Source organism: Phyllobacterium sp. 22229 (assembly GCF_052056495.1).
Taxonomy (GTDB): domain Bacteria; phylum Pseudomonadota; class Alphaproteobacteria; order Rhizobiales; family Rhizobiaceae; genus Phyllobacterium; species Phyllobacterium myrsinacearum.
In genome coordinates this window covers 1-22,681 of record NZ_JBQEPA010000005.1, presented here as the reverse complement: position 1 = coordinate 22,681, position 22,681 = coordinate 1, and the positions used below count along the sequence as shown (strand labels likewise).

Here is a 22,681-nt window from a genome sequence, read left to right as displayed (position 1 = left end):
GAACAGGTGAACAAGTCAAGCGCCACATCGGCGCAAGAGCAAAGGGAAACCGGAGGCAATCATGGCTGAAAGAACCCGTACACACACATCAGAAGTCCCCGGCAGCACCGATATCGTGATTGCTGGTGCTGGCTATGTCGGCATGGCGACCGCCGTTGCACTGAAATCCTCGGCGCCGCATCTGGCTGTCACGGTGATCGACGCGGCACCGGCCGGTCTCTGGCGCAAGGACACCCGCGCCTCGGCCATTGCCGCCGCTGCGAGCCGCATGCTCGACCGCCTCGGCTGCTGGCAGGAAATCCTGCCGAAGGCACAACCGATCACCGAAATGATCGTTACGGATTCGCGCACCTCCGATCCGGTTCGCCCGGTCTTCCTGACCTTCAATGGCGAAGTTGAGCCCGGTGAGCCTTTCGCCCACATGGTGGAAAACCGCAACCTCAACGCCGCCTTGCGTGGGAAAGCCGAACAGATCGGCGTCACCTTTGTCGAGGGGACACCCGTCCATGGTTTTGACCATGGCGACGAGTACCTCACGGTGCGTTACGGCGATGACAAGACGCTGCGCACGCGCCTGCTCCTGGCGGCTGACGGCGTCAAATCGCGGCTGCGCGATATGGCGGGCATCAAAACCGTGAACTGGGAATATGGCCAGTCCGGTATCGTCTGCACGGTCGCCCATGAACGGCCGCACAATGGTCGCGCAGAAGAGCATTTTCTTCCCGCAGGCCCCTTTGCCATTTTGCCGCTGAGCGGTAACCGCTCCTCGCTTGTCTGGACCGAGCGCACCGCAGATGCGGAGCGGCTCATCAGGGAAGACGATTTCGTGTTCGAAGCCGAACTCGAACAGCGTTTTGGCCTGAAACTGGGAGAATTGCGGATCGAAGGGCCGCGCAAAGCCTTTCCGCTCGGACTGACGCTGGCACGCGATTTCGTCAAGCCGCGCTTCGCGCTCATCGGCGATGCGGCGCACGGCATCCATCCCATTGCCGGTCAAGGCCTCAATCTTGGCTTCAAGGACGCAGCAGCGATCGCCGAAACCATTGTCGATGCCGACCGCCTCGGTCTAGACATCGGCTCCATCGCCGTACTCGAACGCTATCAGACCTGGCGCCGTTTCGACACGGTGCAGATGGGTGTGACCACCGACGTCCTCAACCGTTTGTTCTCCAACGACCATGTGCCGGTGCGTGCACTGCGCGACTTTGGATTGGGTCTTGTCGAGCGCATGCCGCGGCTCAAGGGATTTTTCATCCGCCAAGCCGCGGGATTATCGGCCACATCCCCGAAGCTGCTTCAGGGCCAACCGATCTGAAGCAGCTTTCCCCCGCTCAGAGCGGGCGGGGATAGGTGCGATGGATAGCCTGGATTTCACCAAGAATGTCTGGTGTGAGCGTCACATCCGCAGCACCGATATCGGTCTTCAGCTGGTCAAGCGATGTTGCACCGATGATGACCGAGGTGACGAATGGCCGGCTCAAGGCAAAGGCAATCGCGAGTTGCGCGACATCCAGATCATGTTTGTGCGCAAGCGCGATATAGGCCCTGACCGCCGGATCGGCATGCGCGTTGTTCCGCCAAAGGTCCTGCAGCGCGCCGCGTGTTCCCGCCGGCACCTTTCCATCCAGATACTTGCCGGTCAGGACACCTGAAGCCAGGGACGAATAGGCAAGGAGCCCGACGTCTTCATGGTGGCTGACTTCCGCCAGATCCAGATCGAATGCCCGCTGCAGCAGGCTGTATTCGTTCTGAACCGAAACAACACGCGGCAGGTCCTTGCGCTCGGCCAGCTTCAGCCATTGCGCGACACCCCAGGCCGTTTCGTTGGAAAGGCCGATATGGCGGATTTTGCCCGCCTTCACCATGTCGCCAAGGCCATCGAGCGCTTCCTCGATCTGTTGAACCACTTCGGCCCGGTTCTGCTGATGCGGCGCATATTCCCAGCCATTGCCAAAGTGATAATGCCCCCGAACCGGCCAATGCACCTGGTAAAGGTCGATATAGTCCGTCTGCAGGCGTTTCAGACTGCCTTCGACCGCTTCGGCGATGGTACTCTTGCTCATCAGGCTGCCGCCGCGGATCCAGCTGTTGCGTCCGCCGCCGGCAATTTTCGTCGCCAGCACGAAGCGATCGCGCTTGCCGGTCTTCTTAAACCAGTTGCCAATATAGGTTTCGGTCTTGCCATAGGTTTCGGCGGTCGGCGGAACCGCATAAATCTCGGCCGTATCCATGAAGTTGATTCCGGCTTCGAGCGCACGATCAATCTGCGCATGGGCATCGGCTTCGGTGTTCTGTACGCCCCAGGTCATGGTGCCAAGGCAAATTTCCGTGACGTCAATATCCGTCCGGCCAAGCTTTTTCAGTTTCACGGGGATTGTCCTGTTTTGAATTCACGAGGGTTCGATTTCGAAGCCAGGCTTCCGCCGCAGCCTTCAGACACGCTGGCCGCAGCAAGGGAGGGTTGCGCGGCAGTGGTCTTTGCCACCATAGCAATCAAATCCCGCTTTTCCATATATCGTTTTGCAAGCCACGCGACAAAACGATCAATTCTGGCAAATTCCGCCACCGGGCCTATGATGCGGAACTGCTGCAATCCTGTGGCGTTACCGACAGGAGGCGCACAGTCTTAATCAACCAACCGAGGGAGAGTGTTCTATGGACAGACAGGCAACCGCAATCTGGAAGGGCGCCCTGAAAGATGGCGCTGGTACACTTGATACGCAAAGCGGTGCCCTGAAGGGGCTTCCCTATAATTTCAAGGCCCGCTTCGAAGACGCAAGCGGCACGGCGGGGACCAACCCGGAGGAACTTCTGGCGGCCGCCCATGCCGGTTGCTTCGCCATGCAGCTTTCGCATTTCCTGGCGGAAAACGGCACGCCTGCCGCCAAACTTGATGCCAAGGCAACCGTCAGCATCAACCCGGCCGCCGGTGGCGGTTTCGAAATCACCAAAAGTGCCATCACGCTCGTTGGCGATGTTCCGGGTATCGACGCCGCGACCTTTTCGAAACTGGCCGAACAGGCAAAGGCCTCCTGCCCGCTCTCCAAAGCGCTTGGCGCCATTCAGGTCACACTGGACGCAAAGCTGGCCTGAGCGGCACGTCAAAGCCACCAAACAAAACGGGCGCTCGCAGCGCCCGTTTTTATGCGATCATCGACGTGACCAATCGCCTAGACCCGGCGTTCGACCATCATCTTCTTGATTTCAGCAATTGCCTTGGCCGGATTCAACCCCTTGGGGCAGGTCTGCGCACAGTTCATGATCGTGTGGCAGCGATAGAGCCGGAAGGGGTCTTCCAGATTGTCGAGGCGTTCGCCTGTCGCTTCGTCACGGCTGTCGATCAGCCAGCGATAGGCCTGCAGCAGAACAGCCGGTCCAAGATAGCGGTCGCCATTCCACCAATAGCTCGGGCACGAGGTCGAGCAGCAGGCGCACAGGATGCACTCATAGAGCCCATCGAGCTTGGCGCGATCGTCATGGCTCTGCAGCCATTCCTTTGCCGGCTCCGGCGAAACCGTCTTGAGCCATGGTTCGATCGAACGGTGCTGGGCATAGAAATTCGACAGGTCCGGCACCAGATCCTTGACCACGGGAAGATGCGGCAAAGGATAGATTTTGACCGCGCCCTTGATCTCGTCCATGCCCTTGGTGCAGGCGAGCGTATTGGTTCCGTCGATGTTCATGGCGCAGGAGCCGCAGATACCTTCGCGGCAGGAGCGGCGCAGCGTCAGAGTCGGATCGATCTTGTTCTTGATCCACAAAAGACCATCGAGAACCATCGGGCCGCAATCGTCGAGATCGACATAATAGGTATCGATCCGCGGATTCTCACCATCATCCGGCGACCAGCGATAGATGCGGTATTCCCGAAGATTGTTGGCGCCCTGCGGGCGGTCCCAGGTCTTGCCGGGGCGCATCTTCGAGTTCTTGGGAAGTGCAAGTTCAACCATGATGCTCTGATCCCTTAGTACACGCGCGCTTTCGGCGCGATCTTGGCGAGGCTGATGCCGCCGTCCTCTTCCTTGACCAGCGGGTCAAGGTGAACGGGACGGTAGTCAAGCTTGACCTCACCCTCGGGCGAGAGCCAGGCAAGGCTGTGCTTGCGCCAGTTGATGTCGTCACGGTTGGGGAAATCCTCATGCGCGTGGGCGCCGCGGCTTTCCTTGCGTGCTTCGGCGGCAACCACCGTGGTCAGCGCGTTGGCCATCAGGTTTTCCAGTTCCAGCGTTTCCACCAGGTCGGAATTCCAGATCATCGAGCGGTCGGTAACCTTGATGTCCGGAAGCTCGTGCCAGATTTTCTCCATGCGCGCGACACCGGACTTCAGCGATTCCGACGTGCGGAACACCGCAGCGTCTTCCTGCATGGTCTTCTGCATCTTTTCACGCAGGACCGCCGTCGGCGTGCTGCCATTGGCATGACGCAGGCGGTCGAAGCGTTCCATGATCTTCTCGACCGATGCCTCGTTGATCGTCGGGATCTTGGCATTGCGGTCGATCACCTGACCGGCGCGGATGGCTGCGGCCCGACCGAAGACCACGAGATCGATCAGCGAATTCGAGCCAAGACGGTTGGCGCCATGCACAGACGCACAGCCCGCTTCGCCGACAGCCATCAGGCCCGGCTGGATGCGGTCCGGATTATCCTTGGTCGGATTGAGCGCTTCACCCCAGTAGTTGGTTGGAATGCCGCCCATATTGTAGTGAACCGTCGGCAGAACCGGGATCGGTTCCTTGGTCAGATCCACACCGGCAAAAATCTTGGCCGATTCGGAAATGCCGGGCAGGCGCTCGTGCAGAACGGCCGGATCAAGATGGTCGAGATGCAGGAAAATGTGATCCTTGTTCTTGCCAACACCGCGGCCTTCGCGGATTTCCAGGGTCATGCAGCGGGAAACCACGTCGCGTGATGCCAGATCCTTGGCCGATGGCGCATAGCGCTCCATGAAGCGCTCGCCCTCGGAGTTGACGAGATAGCCGCCTTCGCCGCGTGCGCCTTCGGTGATCAGGCAGCCCGCACCGTAAATGCCGGTCGGATGGAACTGAACGAATTCCATATCCTGCAGGGGCAGGCCAGCGCGCGCCACCATGCCGCCGCCGTCACCGGTGCAGGTATGGGCTGACGTTGCCGAGAAATAGGACCGGCCGTAGCCGCCTGTTGCCAACACCACCATCTTGGCGGCAAAACGATGGATCGTGCCGTCATCGAGGTTCCACGCGACGACACCGGTGATGGTGCCGTCCGCATCCTGAATGAGATCCAGGGCAAAATATTCAATGAAGAACTGCGCATTGTGGCGCAGGCTCTGGCCATAAAGCGTGTGCAGGATGGCATGGCCCGTGCGGTCGGCGGCGGCGCAGGTGCGCTGCACGGGCGGACCATCGCCATAGTTCATCATGTGGCCGCCGAAGGGGCGCTGGTAAATCTTGCCCGCTTCGGTGCGCGAGAAGGGCACGCCGTAGTGCTCCAGCTCGTAGACGGCAGCCGGTGCTTCACGCGCAAGATATTCCATCGCGTCGGTGTCGCCGAGCCAGTCCGATCCCTTGACGGTATCGTACATGTGCCACTGCCACGAATCCGGCCCCATATTGCTCAGGGAAGCGGCGATACCGCCCTGCGCTGCAACAGTGTGCGAGCGGGTCGGGAAAACCTTGGTGATGCAGGCCGTCTTGAGGCCCTGTTCCGCCATGCCCAGCGTCGCGCGCAAACCGGCGCCGCCGGCACCCACCACGACCACATCGAATTTGTGGTCAACGAATGTATAGGCCTTGCCGTTTTTGCCGGCGGTCCCGTTCTTGTCTGTAGTTGCCAAGATTAGCCTCCGAAGCTCAGCTTGATGATCGCAAAGACGCAGGCAACGCCCACCACAAGGGTGAAAAACGTATTGAGCATCAGACAGGCGATCTTCTTGCCTTCGCTGGTTACGTAGTCTTCGATGATGACCTGCATGCCGAGGCGCATGTGATAGAGACCCGAAATGATCACCATCAACAGCACCAGCCCGGTCAGCGGATGGGAAAGAGCGGCCCGGGTTTCCGCATAGCTTGCGCGGTGCAGGTAAATGACCAGGCCGATGAAAAACAGCATCAATGGCACATTGGCAACGGCTGTCAGCCGCTGGCGCCAGAAATGCTCGGTCCCTTCATGTGCGGAGCCCAGTCCGCGGACTTTCTTGAGCGGTGTACGCATTTCACTCATTGTCCCGCCTCCTTTACAAAACCGTGAACGCTGCGATCCAGATCAGGATCGTCAACGCAATGGAGAGAACGAGCGAGGCAACAGCCATCTTCGTCGTGGTGTGCTTGTCCAGTCCGCGGCCCGTATCCCAGACGAGATGGCGAATGCCGCCGATCATGTGGTGAACGAGCGCCCAGGTGTAGCCGAGCAGGACGAGAAGACCGATCCAAGAGCCGAATACCCAGCTGACAACGTTGAACTGGCTCTCGCTGGTCGCGGTCGCAATCAGCCACCAGGCAACCAGCAGCGTGCCGAAATACAGCGCGCCGCCGGTGATGCGGTGAACGATGGACATGACCATGGTGGGAATTGGTTTGTAGATTTGCAAATGCGGCGACAGCGGCCGGTTTGCATGCAGGTTTGTCTTGCTCATAGCGTCCCCAATGATAAGCACCGCGCCATTTGAACCTTGATTGACGGGCAGGGCCGAAAGGCTGGATAGAGGCAATTTAGAAGGGTTTTAGTCCCGTTTTTGCACTGCGTCAAAGGCCCATTCACCCCCCTCATGCGGCGAATTGGCACCAATAGCAAGCCCATAAGGTTTGTTTAGAAAATTCAATCGTTTAAAGCGCCGCATAGAGCTGCAAAGGCCCGTATTTCACCTCAAATCGGCAATCAATTTTATTTGAGTGAGTCTGTCCGGTTTAACCGGTTTTACCGTATTGCGGCACCCGATTGTGCAAACGCGAACAGGACATTCCGGGTCGTTCCCAGAATGTCCCGCGCAGCGCCAAGCTTCAGGAATTGGGCCGCTCTACTGATTGCCGAAACGGATGATGAAACTGGTCCAGTCTGCGGGCGCCGCAATCTGCTCATACAGTTTGCGGCCGTCTTCCGGCAGGCGCGGCGCGTTGAGTGACAGCTTGGTCCAGCCGCGTTCTTCCGCCTTGTCGGCGAGGACATCGATCAGCGCCTTGGCAATACCCTTGCCGCGATGATCATGGTGCACATAGATGTGATCGACCTGCCCGGCGCGCATGCCGGACACGGGTTCCGGCAGATCGTAGAAAATGACAAAGCCCACGAGATGGCCGTCGAGCCGCGCTCCTGCGATCTCCGCCGCACGGTCCCGCAGCAGGTTTTCAGCATAATAGTCATCCGGGCGGCGGGGCGCGCCGCGTTTCAGCGCCTGGGCATAGCTGGCCAGAAGAGGTGCGAACTCGTGTGCATCGTTGAGATGCAGCAGAGAAATGTCGACGGCGTGTTCGTCCGGGCTCTTTGTCGTCATGGTCGCATCATCCCTTTCACTCCGGCAGCACGTCCGGCTGCCCCGCAGCATTGAGGATTGGTTGATTGTGCACCGCACGTCAACCGGCGGATCGCAGCAAAAATCGATTCAAAGGCGTTTTGGCAGATGACAAGCATTAATAAAAGGTTAATGCTTGGGCTGTCGCAGCCCATTCAACAAAGGAGCTTGTCCATGTTCGCCTTCCGCAAACACACGGCCGCACTTTTGCTGTCGGGCCTGGCCGTTATGGCCGCCACGCACAATGCCGCTGCCTACGACATCAATCTGCGAGATGCCTATGGCGATGAATATGGCAACATCATCGTGCAGGATCCCAATGGACCGAAGATGATCTTTGTCGGCGCGACAGCTGCCAAATCGGACAGGCTTGCCCGCGAACTCCGCAAGAAGGTTGCCGTCTACAAGCGGGCCAAGGGGCCAGCGATCATTTCTCCTCCCGGCGACCCCTATGTCGTGGGTGTTATTCCGGCGCCCAACACGAGCTGCGATGGCCCGATAGTCGTGCGCGGCCGCGGCTACATGTATGGCATCAACCGTGGTGAAACGCCCATTCTCGGGCTTCCGGGCTGCCAATAGCTCACATTTGATTTGCCTCGCTGTTCCGCGCCCTGTAAGGGGGCCGCTTCATTGAAGAGGTTCATTCATGGCTCGTAATGCTGACGGCGCACTCGTCCTTTTTTCCGGCGGGCAGGATTCTGCAACCTGCCTCGCCTGGGCGCTTTCGCGGTTTGACCGGGTCGAAACGGTCGGTTTCGACTATGGCCAGCGCCACCGGGTAGAGCTTGACGTGCGCAATGATTTCCGCGCCGAGGTGATCCGGCGGTTTCCCGATTGGGCGAAGCGGCTCGGTGACGACCACCGGCTTGATGCCGGCGTGATCGGCCAGCTCGGCGCCACCGCCATGACCGGCGACATCGCGATCGAGATGGCAGAGAACGGCCTGCCCAACACATTCGTGCCCGGCCGGAACCTTTTGTTTTTCACGCTTGCTGCGGCACTCGCCTACCGGCGCGGATTGCGCGTTATCGTCGGCGGCATGTGCGAGACGGATTATTCCGGTTATCCCGACTGCCGCGACGACACGCTCAAAGCACAGCAGGTTGCCCTTTCACTGGGACTGGATCGCCGCATCACCATCGAAACCCCGCTGATGTGGCTGGACAAGGCCGAAACCTTCGCCCTGGCGCGCGATATAGGCGGCGAACCGCTGCTCGATATGATCATTGAAAACACCCACACCTGTTATCTCGGCGACCGCTCGGCCCGCCATGCCTGGGGCTACGGCTGCGGCGCCTGCCCGGCCTGCGCCCTGCGTTCCAGCGGTTGGTCCAAATTCAAGGCGGAAGCCGCATGACTTATGCCGTCAAAGAAATTTATCTGACGCTGCAGGGCGAGGGCAACCATACCGGCCGTGCGGCGGTGTTCATGCGTTTTGCCGGGTGCAATCTCTGGTCCGGACTTGAACGCGACCGGGCAAACGCCCAGTGCCGGTTCTGCGACACGGATTTCGTTGGCGTGGATGGCCCCGGCGGCGGCAAATTCAAAACCGCCGATGCGCTTGCCGATGCCGTTGCCGGCGCCTGGCCGAAAAGCGCTCGCTCCAAGGGCAAGCCCTATGTCATCTGCACCGGTGGCGAACCGCTGCTGCAGCTGGACCAGCCGCTGATCGATGCCTTTCACGCAAGAGACTTCGACATCGGCGTCGAGACCAATGGCACCATTGCCGCGCCTGATGGCATTGACTGGATTTGCGTGTCACCCAAGGCCGACACCAGCCTTGTCCAGACCAGCGGCCACGAGCTCAAGCTTGTCTATCCCCAGGCGGAAGCCCAAACCGATCCGGCCCATTTCGAACACCTTTCCTTTCAGCATTTCTATTTGCAGCCTCTTGACGTCATCGGTGATCCGGCGCAAACCGCCCGGCATGTGGCATCTGCAGCGGCCTATTGCCTCGCCCATCCGCTTTGGCGGCTGAGCACGCAGACACATAAACTGATCGGCTTGCCCTGAGCTGAGGGCAGGCTTTTTTGGCGGGCGCCTGTATTGCGCCAGAGCTGACGGGAAAAACCATGAGAATCTTTATCGACTTCAATTTTGAAGCGGCTCACCATCTGCCGCACTCCTTTCCGGACGGGCATGTCAACCAGCGTCTGCACGGGCACAGCTTTCGCGTCCGCGTCAGCCTGCAGGGCCGCCCGGACCCCAAAACCGGGTTGATCGCCGATCTTGGCGCCGTCAAAACCACGGTCGACAGCGCAAAAGACGCATTGGATCATCGCTATCTCAATGAAATTGCGGGGCTGGAGTTGCCGACGCTTGAAACCATCGCCATATGGCTGTGGCGGCGTATTGCTCCGGACCTTCCGGCGCTGGCCGAGATCGGCATTTACCGCGACAGTTGCGGTGAAGGCTGCGAATATCAGGGCGAGTTTGAAACACTGGAGGAAGCGGCATGAGTCATTACGCAGAACAGGCAACGATGCTGGGCAAGGATGTTCCCATCCCGCATGATCCCGATGAAGCCTTGCTCGACGCGGTTCCCAACCCGCAGGCGGGGACACTGTTTCTGGCGCGTTTTACCTGCCCGGAATTCACCTCGCTGTGTCCCGTGACCGGCCAGCCGGACTTCGGCCATCTGGTTATCGACTACGCTCCGGACCAGGCCCTGGTCGAATCCAAGTCGCTGAAGCTTTTTCTGACCAGCTTCCGCAATCACGGCGCCTTTCACGAGGATTGCACCGTGAACATCGGCAAACGCATCGTCGAGGCCGTTAAGCCGCTGTGGCTGCGCATCGGCGGCTACTGGTATCCGCGCGGCGGTATCCCCATTGATGTCTTCTGGCAGACCGGCCCGGTACCGGAAGGACTGTGGCTGCCGGACCAGGGCGTTCCCGCCTATCGCGGCCGCGGCTGATCAAAACACAACGGGAGACGGTAAAATGGCTGAACTCAGGGTAAGAACACGGGATGTCGGCGCGACGGCGGTTCTGGAGCGAGGCGGTCAACCCGTTGTCACATCCCATACGGGCGGCGTGCTCAACGTCGCCCATGCGGTTTCGGAGCAGGGTTTTGCACCGCTCGACCTGCTCTATGCATCGCTTTCGGCCTGCCTGGTGCTCAGCGCCAAAATGGCAGCGTCGCGGCTCGGCGTTGCCGACAAGCTCGAAGCGGTTCAGGCGCATGTCACCGGCGACAAAGCCAAGGACGGTCTTTCGCGCGTTGACCGCTTCCACATAGCCTTCACCATCACCGGCGATATCGATGACGCGACAAAGCATGCGATCATCGAGGCGGCCGAGAACGAGATTTGCACGGTAAGCAATACGCTACGCGGCGACCCTGCGTTCACGACAACCCTGCAGGATTAACGCTCAAGCCGCTGGACATTGTCCATCGCAGTGTCAGGCAGATCATTGGCCGCGAGGCGCACGCAATTTCGCCCTGCTTTCTTTGCTTCGTAGAGCGCGTGATCGGCGCGGCGCATCATGCTGCTGAAGCCCTCGCCTGCCTGGAATTCCGCTATGCCAAAGCTTGCGGTGAAACTGTCATTGCCCGCAAGCTCCGTCAATTTGAAACCGGAAAAGGCAAGGCGCACATCTTCCGCATAATGCCGCGCAGTCTGACTGATGGACCCCGGAAGCAGGACGGCAAATTCCTCGCCGCCGATGCGGGCCACGATCTTCTCGCGATCGGATACCGATTTGAGAATTGCGGCGAAGCCTGCAATGACCTTGTCGCCGGTTGCGTGTCCATAGGTGTCGTTGATCTGCTTGAAATAATCGAGATCGCAGATGATCAGGCAAACGGGAATATCGCCGGCCTGGGCCTCGCTCAGGGCCGTGCGCACCCGCCGTTCGAACCCGCGCCGGTTGAACAGCGATGAAAGCACATCCGTTTCCGAATCCGTGGCGATACTGGCAAGCAGATTGCGGGTCAGAATCGTCAGGAGCAGAATAGCCGTTGCAACGGACAGGACCGCCGATGCCGACTGCGACAGCAAGGCATATTCCGTCGCAATGTAGCTTTGCGGCCGGTCACCCATGCCGCCGAGCGCGGTGGCAAGGAACGGCTTTGACAGGAAATGCGCTGAATTGAGCACGAATAGACCCATCAGAACCCGGTCAAACGCGGAACGGCGCTCCGAACGCGCCACCAGAAAGGCGCAGATGGCAAAAATGACGGCATACGGGCCCTGATAGACCGACATGCGGACAATCGATTGCCGGGCCATGTCCACCGTCAGCTGATTGGAGACCAGCGACAGAACCAGCACGACGGCAAACAGCCACCATGGCGTGATCTTCGCATAACGCTGAGCCACGCCTGCCGCAAAGATCAGCATGGCGACGACGAGCACCGCAAAGGCGAGGAAAACCGCACCGCGTGCGTCAGCCAGGGATGGAATCAGGAACTCGATGGCAAAGTTCAGCATCCCCAGCCCATAGGCAAGGGCGAAGAAACGCGCCGGAACGCAGTTCTTGTCATAAAAACTGATCATGAAGAACGCCGCGGCAAAAATGCCCGACATGAAAAGGTTCATTGCGAGAATAAAGCCCGCACCGCTCATAATTTCATCCTGTGATCTGCCGAACGGGGCAGCCTGTTTTCAAGACATTATCACGTAAAAAGTTCAGGAGCGCGAGATGGTTATAAAAAACGGGGCTTTAAGCCCCGTTTGCAGTGTTTGCGCGATGGCGAGTTCTACAAAACTATTTCCACTCGCGAATATCGACGAAATGACCGGCGATGGCTGCCGCGGCCGCCATGGCGGGTGAAACAAGATGCGTACGGCCCTTGAATCCCTGGCGCCCTTCGAAATTGCGATTCGAGGTGGACGCGCAACGCTCGCCCGGCTTCAACCGGTCGTCGTTCATGGCAAGACACATGGAGCATCCCGGCTCGCGCCAGTCGAAGCCGGCAGCCTTGAAAATCTTGTCGAGGCCTTCGGCTTCCGCCTGCTCCTTGACCAGGCCGGAACCCGGAACAATCATCGCATCGACCGTTTCCGCAACCTTGCGGCCTTCGACAACCTTGGCAACGGCGCGCAAATCCTCAATACGTCCGTTGGTGCACGAGCCGATGAAAACCCGGTCCAGCTTGATCTCGGTCATCGGCGTGCCCGGCTTCAGACCCATGTAGTCCAGCGCGCGCCATTTCGATGTGCGCTTGTTTTCGTCGCTGATTTCGTCGGGGTTGGGCACGGCACCGGTGATCGAGATCACGTCTTCCGGCGACGACCCCCAGGAAACGATGGGCGGCAGGTCGGCGGCATTGAGCACGACCACCTTGTCGAAATGCGCACCCTCGTCAGATTTGAGCGTCTTCCAATACTCGACGGCCTGATCGAATGCTTCGCCCTTTGGTGCGCGCGGCTTGTCCTTCACATAGGCAAAGGTCGTCTCATCGGGTGCAATCAGACCAGCGCGGGCGCCGCCTTCGATCGACATGTTGCAGATCGTCATGCGGCCTTCCATCGACAGCGCACGAATGGCTTCACCGGCATATTCGATAACGTAGCCGGTGCCGCCAGCGGTACCGATTTCGCCGATGATGGCAAGGATGATGTCCTTGGCGGTGACGCCGGCCGGCAGAACGCCATCAACACGCACCAGCATGTTCTTGGCTTTTGACTGGATGAGCGTCTGAGTGGCCAGAACATGCTCGACTTCCGACGTGCCGATGCCGTGCGCCAGCGCGCCGAAGGCACCGTGTGTCGATGTATGGCTGTCGCCGCAGACAATCGTCATGCCCGGAAGAGTAAAGCCCTGCTCCGGTCCGATGATGTGGACGATGCCCTGACGAATATCCTTCTCGGAATAATATTCGACGCCGAAATCCGCAGCATTCTTGGCCAATGCTTCAACCTGAATGCGGCTTTCCTCGTTCTTGATGCCGTTGACGCGATCCGGCGAGGTCGGCACATTATGGTCGACGACAGCCAGCGTCTTTTCCGGGTGACGGACCTTGCGGTTGGTAAGGCGCAAACCTTCGAAAGCCTGCGGGCTGGTCACTTCATGCACAAGGTGACGATCAATATAGATAAGGCAGGTGCCATCGGCCTGCTGATCAACCAGATGATCATCCCAGATCTTGTCATAGAGTGTACGTGGCGCAGTCATCGCGATCCTCGGCAATGGTAGGTGCTGTAAGATTATGTCGTGGACATATGCACTCGGTGTCCACTTACGTCAAGAAACAAGCGGCAAAAGTAATATTTCGGCGACAAAGCGCCGCGACACGTGGCTGCTTCTCCATGATTTTGACGCGATTCTACCGGTACTTCGCTACAGACCGGCACATGGGAGACGCAAAAATGGTTTCACGGCGCACTGTTGTATTGGGTGGTCTTGCTGCCCTCGTTTCCGTTTCCGGTTTGCTCCGCCTGCCGGATACGGCCCGTGCCGGGAACACACGCCCCTTTCCAGAGCCGGATGCCTGGGCAGCCAAACTGATCGCCGCAGCCGAAAGCCAGATCGGCCAGACCGTGCTCTACGATCCCGCCTATACCCGCATACCCTATCCCATGGGCGATGTGCCGCCCGAACGCGGCGTCTGTACCGACGTGATTATCCGCGCCTATCGCCAGGCGGCAGGGATTGATCTCCAGGAACGGGTTCATCGCGATATGAAAGCCGCCTTTGACGCCTATCCCAAATCCTGGGGAGCCAAACGGCCCGACACCAGCATCGACCATCGCCGTGTTCCCAACCTTGCAATGTTTTTTCAGCGCGCGGGTGCTGCTTTGCCCGTTACATCAGACGCGCGGGACTACAGGCCCGGCGACATCATCACCCAAATGCTGCCAGGCAACCTCCCCCATATCGGCATCGTCACCCATCGGGCAAGTCCCGATGGCACCCGTCCCCTTGTGGTCCATAATATCGGTGCCGGCACGAAGCTTGAGGACCGTCTGTTTGAATTCCGGATTACCGGGCACTTCCGTTATGCCCCGCGCCTGGCCTAGGTGCGGTCGTTCAGCCGCGCTTCGAGCCAACGCAGGCTGAGGGACAGGCTGATCGTCAGGATCAGGTAGACATAGGCAACGACGGAATAGGTTTCGAAAAAGCGAAACGAGCCCGAGGCGTAGACCTTGCCCATTTGCGTCACGTCAACGACGCCAAGCACCGATACGAGTGACGAATCCTTCACCATCGAGATGAAGTCGTTGCCATAGGGTGGCAAAATGGTGCGCAAAGCCTGCGGCATCACGATCAGCCGGAAGCGCTGGAACCGTTTCAGCCCGAGTGATTTGGCCGCCTCGATCTGTCCCGCATCGACGGCCTGGATACCGGCGCGAAAGATTTCCGCCAGAAATGCCGCATAGGCAAGTGTCAGGGCAATGATCGCCCGCCACAGAAGTGAAAAATCCCGCACCAGCAAGGGTTCGAACAGGCCGGCGCTCTGGAGCGGATGGGTGAGGAAATTCCACAGGGCGACAACGGCCGGTGCGCCGACAAAGGCGATGTAGAACAGGAGAACCAGCAGAGGAATTCCGCGAACGATTTCGACATAGAACCGGGCGGTCTGCCGCAGGACGATATGTTCCGAGAGGCTCATCAGCGCAAGCAGAAGGCCGAGGCCCGATGCGAGCAGGAATGCCAAGAGCGAGACCCAGACGGTGATCCAGATGCCTTGCGAGACCGTGGAAAACACCTGCCCGTAGACATCGCTGACGAGGATGGCTATGCCGAGCGCAACAGCGATGACCACGGCAGCGGCCAGCCACCAGGGGAAGTCCTTCCTGACGAAAGGACTTCTGTTCTGTGAGGGAACTGACAAGCGGCGGCCTACTGGCCAAGCTTGTAGTCGAGGAACCACTTTTTGGTGAGGGCGTCGAACGTTCCATCGGCCTTCAAGGCTTCAATGGCCGCATTCACCGGACCCACGAGATCCGAACCCTTGGCGAAGATGAAGCCGAAATCCTCAGCGCCCAGCGGGCCGCCAACGAGCTTCAGCGCGCCGCCGGATGCATCCACATAGCCCTTGCCCGCCGTGCTGTCAGTCAAGACCACGTCAACATCGCCGGTTTTGAGCGCCTGGATTGTCGCGCCAAACGTTTCGAACAGCTTGATGCGCGGATTTTGCTCGTTGCCGTCGAGCAGATTGTAGACTGCCACGTAGAAATTGGTTGTACCCGGCTGGGCGCCGACAAGAGCGTCCTTGATCTCACCAAAGCTCTTTGCATCAGAAAAGCGCTTTTCATCGGCGCGAACCAGCATGAATTGCTCTGAACGCATATAGGGTTCGGAAAAATCCACCTTCTGCTTGCGCTCATCATTGATGGTAATGCCGGTCATGCCGATCTGGTACTGATTGTCGGCCACGGCCTGTATCATCGCGTCCCAGCTGGTATTCAGATATTCCACTTTGAAATTCAGCCGTTTGGCAATTTCATTCATGGCATCATATTCCCAGCCGACTGGCTTGCCGGTCTTGGGATCGACGAATTGCAGCGGTGGATAGGCATTCTCCGTCACAACCGCAACTTTCTTGCCGCCAAGGTCGGGAAGGGGAGCCGCCAGCGCGGAAAATGGAACCATGGCGAGTGCAAGCCCCGCCAGCAGAACGGATCGCAAATTCATGTCAGACCTCTAATATTGCGTTTTGATCAAGCGAAGCACAAATTTCATTTTATGAAGGCCCCGTCAATCCCCGAACGGCATGCAACTGCTTTATTCGCTATCGTGCAAGCACGATTTTTTCAACCGGGCAAGGAAACGGAAAAGGGTCTTGCCCGAAACAAAAAAGGCGGCCCGAAGACCGCCTTTTCAAACTCAAAACAATCGCGCTTATTCAGCAGCGGGTGCCTTGGCAACGGTTTCTTCCGTTACCTTTTCGGCTGTACCGGTGACCGGAACAGCGGCTTTGCCCTTGCGGTTGTCTTTCTTTTCGACAATGCGGGCAGCCTTACCGGTCAGGCCGCGCAGGTAGTAGAGCTTCGCGCGGCGAACCTTGCCGCGACGGACGATCTCTACGCCTTCAACCAGCGGGGAAATAATCGGGAATACGCGTTCAACGCCTTCGCCGTAGGAAATCTTGCGAACTGTGAAGTTCTCGTTGATGCCAGCACCGTTGCGGGCAATGCAGACGCCTTCATAAGCCTGAACGCGGGTACGTGTACCTTCCGTCACGCGAACATTAACGCGGACTGTGTCGCCTGGCTTGAAATCTGGAAGCACGCGCTTGGCTTCTATTTTTGCTCTCTGTTCGAGATCGAGCTGACGAATAATATCGACGGTCATCGTCTTCATCCTTTTCTTTTTCAAACAGCCAGAGCGCTCAACACTTGCAATGCAGCATCCTGGCCGCATGTCTATGCCTCTGAGGAGGCAGGAGCGAATTCACCATCCATTGATTATCGGACTTGGGATTTTCCCGAGTTCGCGGCCAGATACACCATAAAAGTCCGTTTGTCACCTCTGGCAGCGATTCTTTTTAGCGCTGATTGCCGCCCGAGTCGAGCCGAAGCGGTTTGCGCATGAAAACCCGCCGTGTTTCGTCAAGGCCCCTTTCGACGTGATCCCGGCGGATATGCGTCAGCGCAGCACTGAGAGTGTCGTCGGGAATATCGGTGAATCCAAGCCGCCGGTAATAGGGTGCATTCCACGGAACATCCCGGAATGTCGACAACAGCAGCCCCATCCTGGCCTCTTTGCGGGCACGATCCTCCACCAGCCCGATCAGTGCCGATCCAATGCGTTTGCCGGCGTGAGCCGGATCCACATCGATCTGTTCGATATAGAGATGATCATCAACCACATCAAAAATCACGAAGGCGACCGGTCGCTTGTCAACGGCAACAAGAAGGCGATTCTGACCTATCCGTTCGAGCAGAAGGGAGGCCGGCGTGGGATCATCATTGGCGATTTGTTCCATGCCAACGGCATGGAATCGTGCGGCCGAGGCCCGTTCAATAGCCTGAACAGCGGGGACATCTCCCGCATCACCGCTGCGAAACTGCATTGTCCTGACCCTGTTATTGACGTGGCTTCCTGGCCTGCGGATAACGATCCCACAGGTCCGGACGCCGTTCCTGCGTCAGTTTTTCCGCTTCAGCCCTGCGCCATTTCTCAATAGCCCCGTGATTTCCGGAGAGAAGGACGTCGGGAATGCGGCGCCCCTCCCACTCCTGCGGCTTGGTGTATTGCGGATGCTCCAGCAATCCCGTCTCGAAACTCTCCGTTTCACCCGACTGGGCATTGCCCATCACACCGGGCAAAAGCCGAACGATCGCGTCGAGAACAACGATAGCTGCCGTCTCGCCGCCGGAAAGGATGTAATCGCCGATTGAAACTTCTTCAAAGCTGCGCGCTTCGATCAACCGTTCATCGACGCCTTCGAACCGGCCGCACAGAATGATAGCGCCGGGACCCGCAGCTAGTTCGCGCACACGCTCCTGGCTCAGCGGTTTGCCGCGGGGGCTCATGAAGAGCCGCGGCCGCTCATCGGCCACCGCATCGACGGCACGCGCCAGAACATCTGCTTTCATCACCATGCCGGCCCCGCCGCCGGCAGGCGTGTCATCCACCATGCGGTGGCGATCCGAAGCGAAATCGCGAATCTGCACTGTCTCAAGCGACCATGCCGTATCGGCCAATGCCTTTCCGGCAAGCGAGACGCCGAGCGGCCCCGGGAACATTTCCGGATAGAGCGTCAGCACTGTCGCCCGAAAACCGGCAGCCTGGCCGCTCATGGCCGCTCTTTCCCGCCATCGCCGCCGAGCTGCCTGCGCCGGTCCTCTTCTTCGTTCTCGTCAGGAATAAGCCCGGCCGCTGCGGGGTCGATAACGACCTGTCCAGCCTTGATGTCGATATGCGGCACGGCGGCCTGGGTGAATGGAATCAGCATCGGCCGGCGCCCCGGTATCGTCAGCTCGATGAGGTCACCGCCGCCGAAATTGAACATGGCCGAGACCTTGCCATAGGGATTGCCTGCGTCGTCGACGGCATCAAGCCCGATCAGGTCAGCATGATAGAACTCATCCTCTTCGAGTTCCTCCGGCAGTTGCGAGCGGTCAATGAACAGCGTCGTGCCATTCAGCGCTTCGGCCATGGTGCGGTCATTGACCCCGCGGAACCGCACAACGACAACCGTATTGGCCGGGCGGATAGCCAGAATCTCGAAGCTTCTGCCGGTCACATCGTAAAGCGGGCCATAATCGGCTAGCGCCAACGGGTCACCGGTAAACGTCTTGACCCGCACTTCGCCGCGCGTTCCGTGCGCTGCACCGATAACGGCGAGTTGCACTGGATCATTCAATTTTGCCATCGGGCTGTTCCATTCCTATCTTCTCTTCCCGACGAATTACTCTGTCTTTGGCCAAACGCCAAGTGCGAAGGAGCAGCCCTCAAGGGAAAGCGAAACGACTCCGTAAGGACTGTCGTGGCATGGTCTGCTCCGATACACGGTAAGGAGTATGGCAATGGCGGCGCAGCCCCAGAATGCCGAGTTTCTTGTTTCGGCCCGGCCAGACCTGATCGCAGCGCGGGAAGAATGGCTCAGATCACTGAAAAACACCCGGCGTCTGGCGGCCAACACGCTGGAGGCCTATGAGCGCGACACCCGTCAGTTCTTTCAGTTTCTCACCGGCCATCTCGCAGAGCCGCCATCCCTGAAGGATGTGGCAACCCTGCGGATTGCCGATCTTCGATCCTACCTGGCCCGGCGGCGGAATGACGGTGCCGGTGCGCGCACACTCGGGCGGGGCCTTGCGGGCATTCGTTCGTTTCTGCGTCATCTGGAAAAGCAGGGCATGGCCAATGCAGCAGCCTCCATCGCCATGCGCGCGCCAAAGCAGCCAAAATCCCTGCCAAAGCCGCTGACGGCCATCGATGCGCGGCGCGTGGTGGAAAAAGGCGAACAGCTCAACGAGGAACCCTGGATTGCTGCGCGCAATGCGGCGGTATTGACCCTGCTCTACGGTTGTGGCCTGCGCATTTCCGAAGCACTCAACCTGGACGGCGCCGCCTTGCGTGACGCTTCGGCGCGTTCGATCCCCATCACCGGCAAGGGCGGCAAGACACGCATGGTGCCGCTCCTGCCCATTGTTCACCGGGCGGTGGAGGAGTATCGCACCCTCTGCCCCTATGAACTGGATGCGGGGAAACCGCTGTTTCGCGGCGCGCGGGGCGGTGAACTGCATCCGGCCATCATCCAGCGCGACATGCAGAAAATGCGCGGTGTACTCGGCCTGCCGGAGACCGCGACGCCGCATGCTCTGCGCCATTCCTTCGCAACCCATCTGCTCGGGCGCGGCGGCGATTTGCGCACCATCCAGGAACTGCTCGGCCATGCCAGCCTGTCAACGACACAGGTCTATACCGGCGTTGACACAGACAGACTGATGGAAATCTACGACAAGGCACATCCCCGCGCCTGAACACCATATGGATTGATGATGACCCACTCCGGCCCCACCACTTCTCTTGATCGCATTGCTGAGGGCGTACTGCGGCTTTTGGCTTTCCTGAGCTGGATTCTGCTCGCCTCATTCCTTGTCGTGGCGTTTGGCACAATCCGCGCCCGCGCCGAGGATGCTTCCTGCGGCGGACGCGATCTTGTGGCTGAAATGGCCAAGTCGGACCCTGCAAAGCTTGCTGCCTTGCGCAAGGAAGCGGCCGCAACGGTGAACGGCAAAGGTATCCTTTGGAAGATCGGAAAGCCGGGAACCAAGCCTTCCTGGCTCTTTGGTACCATGCATTTGACGGACCCACGCGTGCTAAAACTTTCGGATGCGGCTCAGGCAGCCTATCAGGGGGCGGCAACGGTCGTCATTGAAACCGACGAGGTGCTTGATCCGAAAGCCCCGTTGAAAGTCATGGCGCAGGATCCGGGATTGATGATGTTCACCGACGAGAACACGTTGGAGAAGCTCATTCCGGCTGACAAGATTGAGGGTGTGAAAGCGGGCCTCGCCGCACGCGGCCTTTCATTGGCGGCGCTCAACAAGATGCAGCCGTGGATTGTAACGAGCATGCTGGCCATGTCTCCCTGCGAGGTGACGCGCAGCAAAAGCGGCACAGCCTTCCTCGACGTCAAGCTCGCCCAGGACGCCAAGGCACAGGGCAAGACGGTCACTGGGCTAGAAACCATCAAGGATCAGCTCAGCGCCATGGCATCCCTGCCGCTGAAATTCCATGTCGAAGGACTTGTCGAGACGCTGACACTTGCACCGAAACTGCCAGACATCTTTGAAACCATGACCCTGCTTTACACGCGCGGCGACATAGCCATGATTTTCCCGGTGATACGGTCTATTTCTCCCGACGGCACGGCGAGCGGCGAAAACTATGCCGCGTTCGAGGAAAAGATGATCAATGCGCGCAACCGCGTCATGGCGGAACATGCCGTTCCAATCATCGACAAGGGCAATGCCTTCATAGCCGTGGGAGCCTTGCATCTTCCCGGAGAAAAGGGACTGGTGGCCCTGCTGCGCAGCAAGGGCTTTACGATCGAGGCGCAACAACCTTAAATCTTGTCACATCTGGCAGAGTGATTCCAAGCCCTTATATAAGGCTGGTCAGCCAGATGATGGGCGATTTCGGAACCTAGGCTGTTCTGAGCCGTTTATCATTCTGAATGCAAGAGTGTGACGGAGGACATGATGACCTATGATCCCAATTTGCAGCGTCCGGTGGAGACGCAGTCCGATCGCGAGCCCAAGACGGCTCCATCAGGTGGCAGCGGCTTTCTGATTGCTGGTATTCTGATCGCAGCGTTGATTATCGGCGGCTATTATTATCTGAACAACAGTTCGACCATGGATGGCCCGGAACCGGCAGCACCAACAACGCAGGCGCCTGCACCGGCAACGCCAGCTCCCGCCAATTCGGCCCCAAGCAACAACTAGTTCCAACGCGCTTTGGAAACCAAAAAGGCCCGAAATTTCGGGCCTTTTCTCATTTTCATGCTTGGAGATTACATATGGATCGGCTTGGCGAAGGTTGCCAGCGCTGCTTCGCGGACGGCTTCCGACATTGTCGGATGGGCATGGGTTGTCCGCGCCAGATCCTCTGACGAGCCGCCAAATTCCATCAGGACCGTTGCTTCGTGGATCATCTCGCCGGCGCCAAAGCCGACAATGTGGACGCCAAGCACACGATCGCTCGCCTTATCCGCGAGGATTTTGACAAAACCGTCTGTCTGAAGCATGGCGCGGGCGCGGCCATTGGCAGTGAACGGAAATTTTCCAGCCTTGTATTCGATGCCGGCCGCCTTCAACTCTTCTTCCGTCTTTCCGACCGAAGCCACTTCCGGCTGCGTGTAGACAACGCTCGGAATGGCATCGAAATTCACATGCCCCGCCTGTCCGGCCAGAATCTCGGCAACGGCAATGCCTTCGTCTTCGGCCTTATGCGCCAGCATCGGCCCCTGAACAACGTCGCCGATCGCGTAGATGCCCGCAACGTTGGTCTGCCAATGGTCATTGATCGCCACCCGTCCGCGATCATCGACGGCAACGCCGGCTTCCTTGAGCCCGAGACCATCCGTGTAGGGACGGCGGCCCGTGGACACGAGAACGGCATCGGCCTCAATAGTCTGGGCGTCACCGCCCTTGACTGGCTCGAACGTCACCTTGGCTCCCTTGCCGGACTTTTCAACGCCCGTCACCTTGGCGCCAAGCTTGAACGCGATTCCCTGCTTTTCCAGCATCCGCTGGAACTGGCGCGATACTTCACCATCCATCGGTCCGAGAATCTTGTCGAGATATTCGACAACGGTAACCTTGGCGCCGAGGCGTGCCCAGACCGAGCCCAGCTCAAGTCCGATGACGCCGCCGCCAACGACAACGAGATTGTCCGGAACCTTGTCGAAATCCAATGCGCCGGTCGAAGATACGATGACCTTTTCATCGAACTTGACGTCGACACCCGGAATACCGGCGACATCAGAACCGGTGGCGATGACAATGTTCTTGGTCTCGATTTCCTGTACCTTGCCATCGTCGCCAGTGACGGACACCTTGCCGGCCGCCACGACCTTGCCAGTCCCCTTGAAGGTATCGATCTTGTTCTTCTTGAACAGGAAGGCCACACCACTGACATTGGACTCAACCGTCGCGTCCTTATGGGCAAGCATCGCCTTCAGGTTGAGCTTTGGCGTGCCAACCTCAACGCCCAGCTTTGCATGGGTGTGGCCGGCCTCATGGAAGACTTCCGAAGCATGCAGCAATGCCTTGGAGGGAATGCAGCCGAT

28 protein-coding genes are annotated in these 22,681 nt (G+C 58.9%); 12 read left to right on the top strand and 16 right to left on the bottom strand.

Annotated features, from left to right (window positions below; translation table 11 throughout):
* Positions 1-61 precede the first annotated feature (61 nt).
* Positions 62-1,315, top strand: coding sequence for a ubiquinone biosynthesis hydroxylase (locus tag ACTJJ7_RS07295; protein ID WP_440966322.1), 1,254 nt, complete (start codon positions 62-64; stop codon positions 1,313-1,315).
* A gap of 16 nt (positions 1,316-1,331) precedes the next feature.
* On the opposite strand, the gene ACTJJ7_RS07290 is transcribed toward ACTJJ7_RS07295, so the two are convergent.
* Together ACTJJ7_RS07290 and ACTJJ7_RS07285 are read right to left on the bottom strand one after the other, a co-directional pair.
* Complete coding sequence (locus ACTJJ7_RS07290) at positions 1,332-2,369, bottom strand: aldo/keto reductase (protein WP_440966320.1); 1,038 nt, start codon at positions 2,367-2,369, stop codon at positions 1,332-1,334.
* Positions 2,366-2,593 carry a hypothetical protein gene (locus ACTJJ7_RS07285; protein ID WP_440966318.1) on the bottom strand — a complete coding sequence of 76 codons (228 nt, stop codon included), beginning with the start codon at positions 2,591-2,593 and terminating at the stop codon, positions 2,366-2,368. Before ACTJJ7_RS07285 ends, ACTJJ7_RS07290 begins: the two co-directional genes overlap by 4 nt.
* 62 nt (positions 2,594-2,655) lie before the next feature.
* Between ACTJJ7_RS07285 and ACTJJ7_RS07280 the strand changes: the two genes are divergently transcribed.
* Positions 2,656-3,093 (top strand): OsmC family protein, encoded by a 438-nt coding sequence (locus ACTJJ7_RS07280; RefSeq protein ID WP_105734230.1) that lies wholly within the window; start codon positions 2,656-2,658, stop codon positions 3,091-3,093.
* Between the two features lie 77 nt (positions 3,094-3,170).
* On the opposite strand, the gene ACTJJ7_RS07275 is transcribed toward ACTJJ7_RS07280, so the two are convergent.
* From ACTJJ7_RS07275 to ACTJJ7_RS07255, 5 genes are all read right to left on the bottom strand, one after another.
* Positions 3,171-3,950, bottom strand: coding sequence for a succinate dehydrogenase iron-sulfur subunit (locus ACTJJ7_RS07275; RefSeq protein WP_105734229.1), 780 nt, complete (start codon positions 3,948-3,950; stop codon positions 3,171-3,173).
* 14 nt (positions 3,951-3,964) lie between these two features.
* Positions 3,965-5,812, bottom strand: a complete 1,848-nt coding sequence (gene sdhA / locus ACTJJ7_RS07270) for a succinate dehydrogenase flavoprotein subunit (protein WP_440966316.1) — start codon at positions 5,810-5,812, stop codon at positions 3,965-3,967.
* A gap of 2 nt (positions 5,813-5,814) precedes the next feature.
* Complete coding sequence (gene sdhD / locus ACTJJ7_RS07265) at positions 5,815-6,198, bottom strand: succinate dehydrogenase, hydrophobic membrane anchor protein (RefSeq protein WP_105734227.1); 384 nt, start codon at positions 6,196-6,198, stop codon at positions 5,815-5,817.
* 13 nt (positions 6,199-6,211) lie between these two features.
* Complete coding sequence (sdhC, locus tag ACTJJ7_RS07260) at positions 6,212-6,610, bottom strand: succinate dehydrogenase, cytochrome b556 subunit (RefSeq protein WP_105734226.1); 399 nt, start codon at positions 6,608-6,610, stop codon at positions 6,212-6,214.
* Positions 6,611-6,991: 381 nt separating this feature from the next.
* A complete protein-coding gene (locus ACTJJ7_RS07255) occupies positions 6,992-7,465 on the bottom strand; it encodes a GNAT family N-acetyltransferase (protein WP_105734225.1) in 474 nt (157 codons plus the stop codon).
* 192 nt (positions 7,466-7,657) lie between these two features.
* Between ACTJJ7_RS07255 and ACTJJ7_RS07250 the strand changes: the two genes are divergently transcribed.
* The 6 genes from ACTJJ7_RS07250 to ACTJJ7_RS07225 all read left to right on the top strand — a co-directional run bounded on the left by ACTJJ7_RS07250 (position 7,658) and on the right by ACTJJ7_RS07225 (position 10,854).
* Positions 7,658-8,062, top strand: coding sequence for a hypothetical protein (locus ACTJJ7_RS07250; RefSeq protein ID WP_440966314.1), 405 nt, complete (start codon positions 7,658-7,660; stop codon positions 8,060-8,062).
* 67 nt (positions 8,063-8,129) lie between these two features.
* A complete protein-coding gene (gene queC / locus ACTJJ7_RS07245; protein WP_440966313.1) occupies positions 8,130-8,840 on the top strand; it encodes a 7-cyano-7-deazaguanine synthase QueC in 711 nt (236 codons plus the stop codon).
* Entirely contained in the window at positions 8,837-9,496 is a 660-nt protein-coding gene (queE, locus tag ACTJJ7_RS07240) for a 7-carboxy-7-deazaguanine synthase (protein ID WP_440966311.1), read from the top strand. The genes queC and queE overlap by 4 nt, the downstream gene beginning before the upstream one ends.
* Before the next feature lie 59 nt (positions 9,497-9,555).
* On the top strand, positions 9,556-9,942 hold the full coding sequence (locus tag ACTJJ7_RS07235; RefSeq protein ID WP_105734221.1) for a 6-pyruvoyl trahydropterin synthase family protein: 387 nt from the start codon (positions 9,556-9,558) through the stop codon (positions 9,940-9,942).
* A 23-nt stretch (positions 9,943-9,965) separates the two neighbouring features.
* Positions 9,966-10,400 carry a preQ(1) synthase gene (gene queF / locus ACTJJ7_RS07230; RefSeq protein WP_425350462.1) on the top strand — a complete coding sequence of 145 codons (435 nt, stop codon included), beginning with the start codon at positions 9,966-9,968 and terminating at the stop codon, positions 10,398-10,400.
* A 25-nt stretch (positions 10,401-10,425) separates the two neighbouring features.
* A complete protein-coding gene (locus ACTJJ7_RS07225) occupies positions 10,426-10,854 on the top strand; it encodes an OsmC family protein (RefSeq protein ID WP_105734219.1) in 429 nt (142 codons plus the stop codon).
* On the opposite strand, the gene ACTJJ7_RS07220 is transcribed toward ACTJJ7_RS07225, so the two are convergent.
* Positions 10,851-12,053: a diguanylate cyclase domain-containing protein gene (locus tag ACTJJ7_RS07220; protein ID WP_440966308.1), complete on the bottom strand. Its 1,203-nt coding sequence runs from the start codon at positions 12,051-12,053 to the stop codon at positions 10,851-10,853. The genes ACTJJ7_RS07225 and ACTJJ7_RS07220 overlap by 4 nt on opposite strands.
* Positions 12,054-12,195: 142 nt before the next feature.
* Entirely contained in the window at positions 12,196-13,605 is a 1,410-nt protein-coding gene (gene leuC, locus ACTJJ7_RS07215; protein WP_105734217.1) for a 3-isopropylmalate dehydratase large subunit, read from the bottom strand.
* 194 nt (positions 13,606-13,799) lie between these two features.
* On the opposite strand from leuC, the gene ACTJJ7_RS07210 reads away from it, so the two are divergent.
* A complete protein-coding gene (locus ACTJJ7_RS07210; protein WP_440966306.1) occupies positions 13,800-14,450 on the top strand; it encodes a DUF1287 domain-containing protein in 651 nt (216 codons plus the stop codon).
* On the opposite strand, the gene ACTJJ7_RS07205 is transcribed toward ACTJJ7_RS07210, so the two are convergent.
* The 6 genes from ACTJJ7_RS07205 to rimM form a co-directional block, all read right to left on the bottom strand.
* On the bottom strand, positions 14,447-15,265 hold the full coding sequence (locus tag ACTJJ7_RS07205) for an amino acid ABC transporter permease (RefSeq protein WP_440966305.1): 819 nt from the start codon (positions 15,263-15,265) through the stop codon (positions 14,447-14,449). The two genes, ACTJJ7_RS07210 and ACTJJ7_RS07205, sit on opposite strands and share 4 nt — an antisense overlap.
* A gap of 8 nt (positions 15,266-15,273) precedes the next feature.
* Complete coding sequence (locus ACTJJ7_RS07200) at positions 15,274-16,068, bottom strand: basic amino acid ABC transporter substrate-binding protein (protein ID WP_440966303.1); 795 nt, start codon at positions 16,066-16,068, stop codon at positions 15,274-15,276.
* Positions 16,069-16,275: 207 nt separating this feature from the next.
* Positions 16,276-16,728 (bottom strand): 50S ribosomal protein L19, encoded by a 453-nt coding sequence (rplS, locus tag ACTJJ7_RS07195; RefSeq protein ID WP_105734617.1) that lies wholly within the window; start codon positions 16,726-16,728, stop codon positions 16,276-16,278.
* Positions 16,729-16,921: 193 nt separating this feature from the next.
* The gene (locus ACTJJ7_RS07190) at positions 16,922-17,449 is read right to left on the bottom strand and encodes a GNAT family N-acetyltransferase (RefSeq protein ID WP_440966301.1); all 528 of its coding nucleotides are present in this window, start codon (positions 17,447-17,449) and stop codon (positions 16,922-16,924) included.
* Between the two features lie 13 nt (positions 17,450-17,462).
* Complete coding sequence (trmD, locus tag ACTJJ7_RS07185; RefSeq protein ID WP_130271256.1) at positions 17,463-18,179, bottom strand: tRNA (guanosine(37)-N1)-methyltransferase TrmD; 717 nt, start codon at positions 18,177-18,179, stop codon at positions 17,463-17,465.
* Positions 18,176-18,754 (bottom strand): ribosome maturation factor RimM, encoded by a 579-nt coding sequence (gene rimM / locus ACTJJ7_RS07180; protein ID WP_105734211.1) that lies wholly within the window; start codon positions 18,752-18,754, stop codon positions 18,176-18,178. The genes trmD and rimM overlap by 4 nt, the downstream gene beginning before the upstream one ends.
* Before the next feature lie 154 nt (positions 18,755-18,908).
* Between rimM and ACTJJ7_RS07175 the strand changes: the two genes are divergently transcribed.
* From ACTJJ7_RS07175 to ACTJJ7_RS07165, 3 genes are all read left to right on the top strand, one after another.
* A complete protein-coding gene (locus ACTJJ7_RS07175) occupies positions 18,909-19,865 on the top strand; it encodes a tyrosine recombinase XerC (RefSeq protein WP_440966298.1) in 957 nt (318 codons plus the stop codon).
* Between the two features lie 18 nt (positions 19,866-19,883).
* Positions 19,884-20,957, top strand: a complete 1,074-nt coding sequence (locus ACTJJ7_RS07170; protein ID WP_440966297.1) for a TraB/GumN family protein — start codon at positions 19,884-19,886, stop codon at positions 20,955-20,957.
* Between the two features lie 132 nt (positions 20,958-21,089).
* Positions 21,090-21,335, top strand: coding sequence for a hypothetical protein (locus ACTJJ7_RS07165; RefSeq protein ID WP_440966295.1), 246 nt, complete (start codon positions 21,090-21,092; stop codon positions 21,333-21,335).
* 68 nt (positions 21,336-21,403) lie between these two features.
* Here ACTJJ7_RS07165 and lpdA read toward each other — a convergent pair.
* A partial coding sequence (gene lpdA, locus ACTJJ7_RS07160) for a dihydrolipoyl dehydrogenase (protein ID WP_440966293.1) occupies positions 21,404-22,681 on the bottom strand: 1,278 nt, incomplete at its 5' end.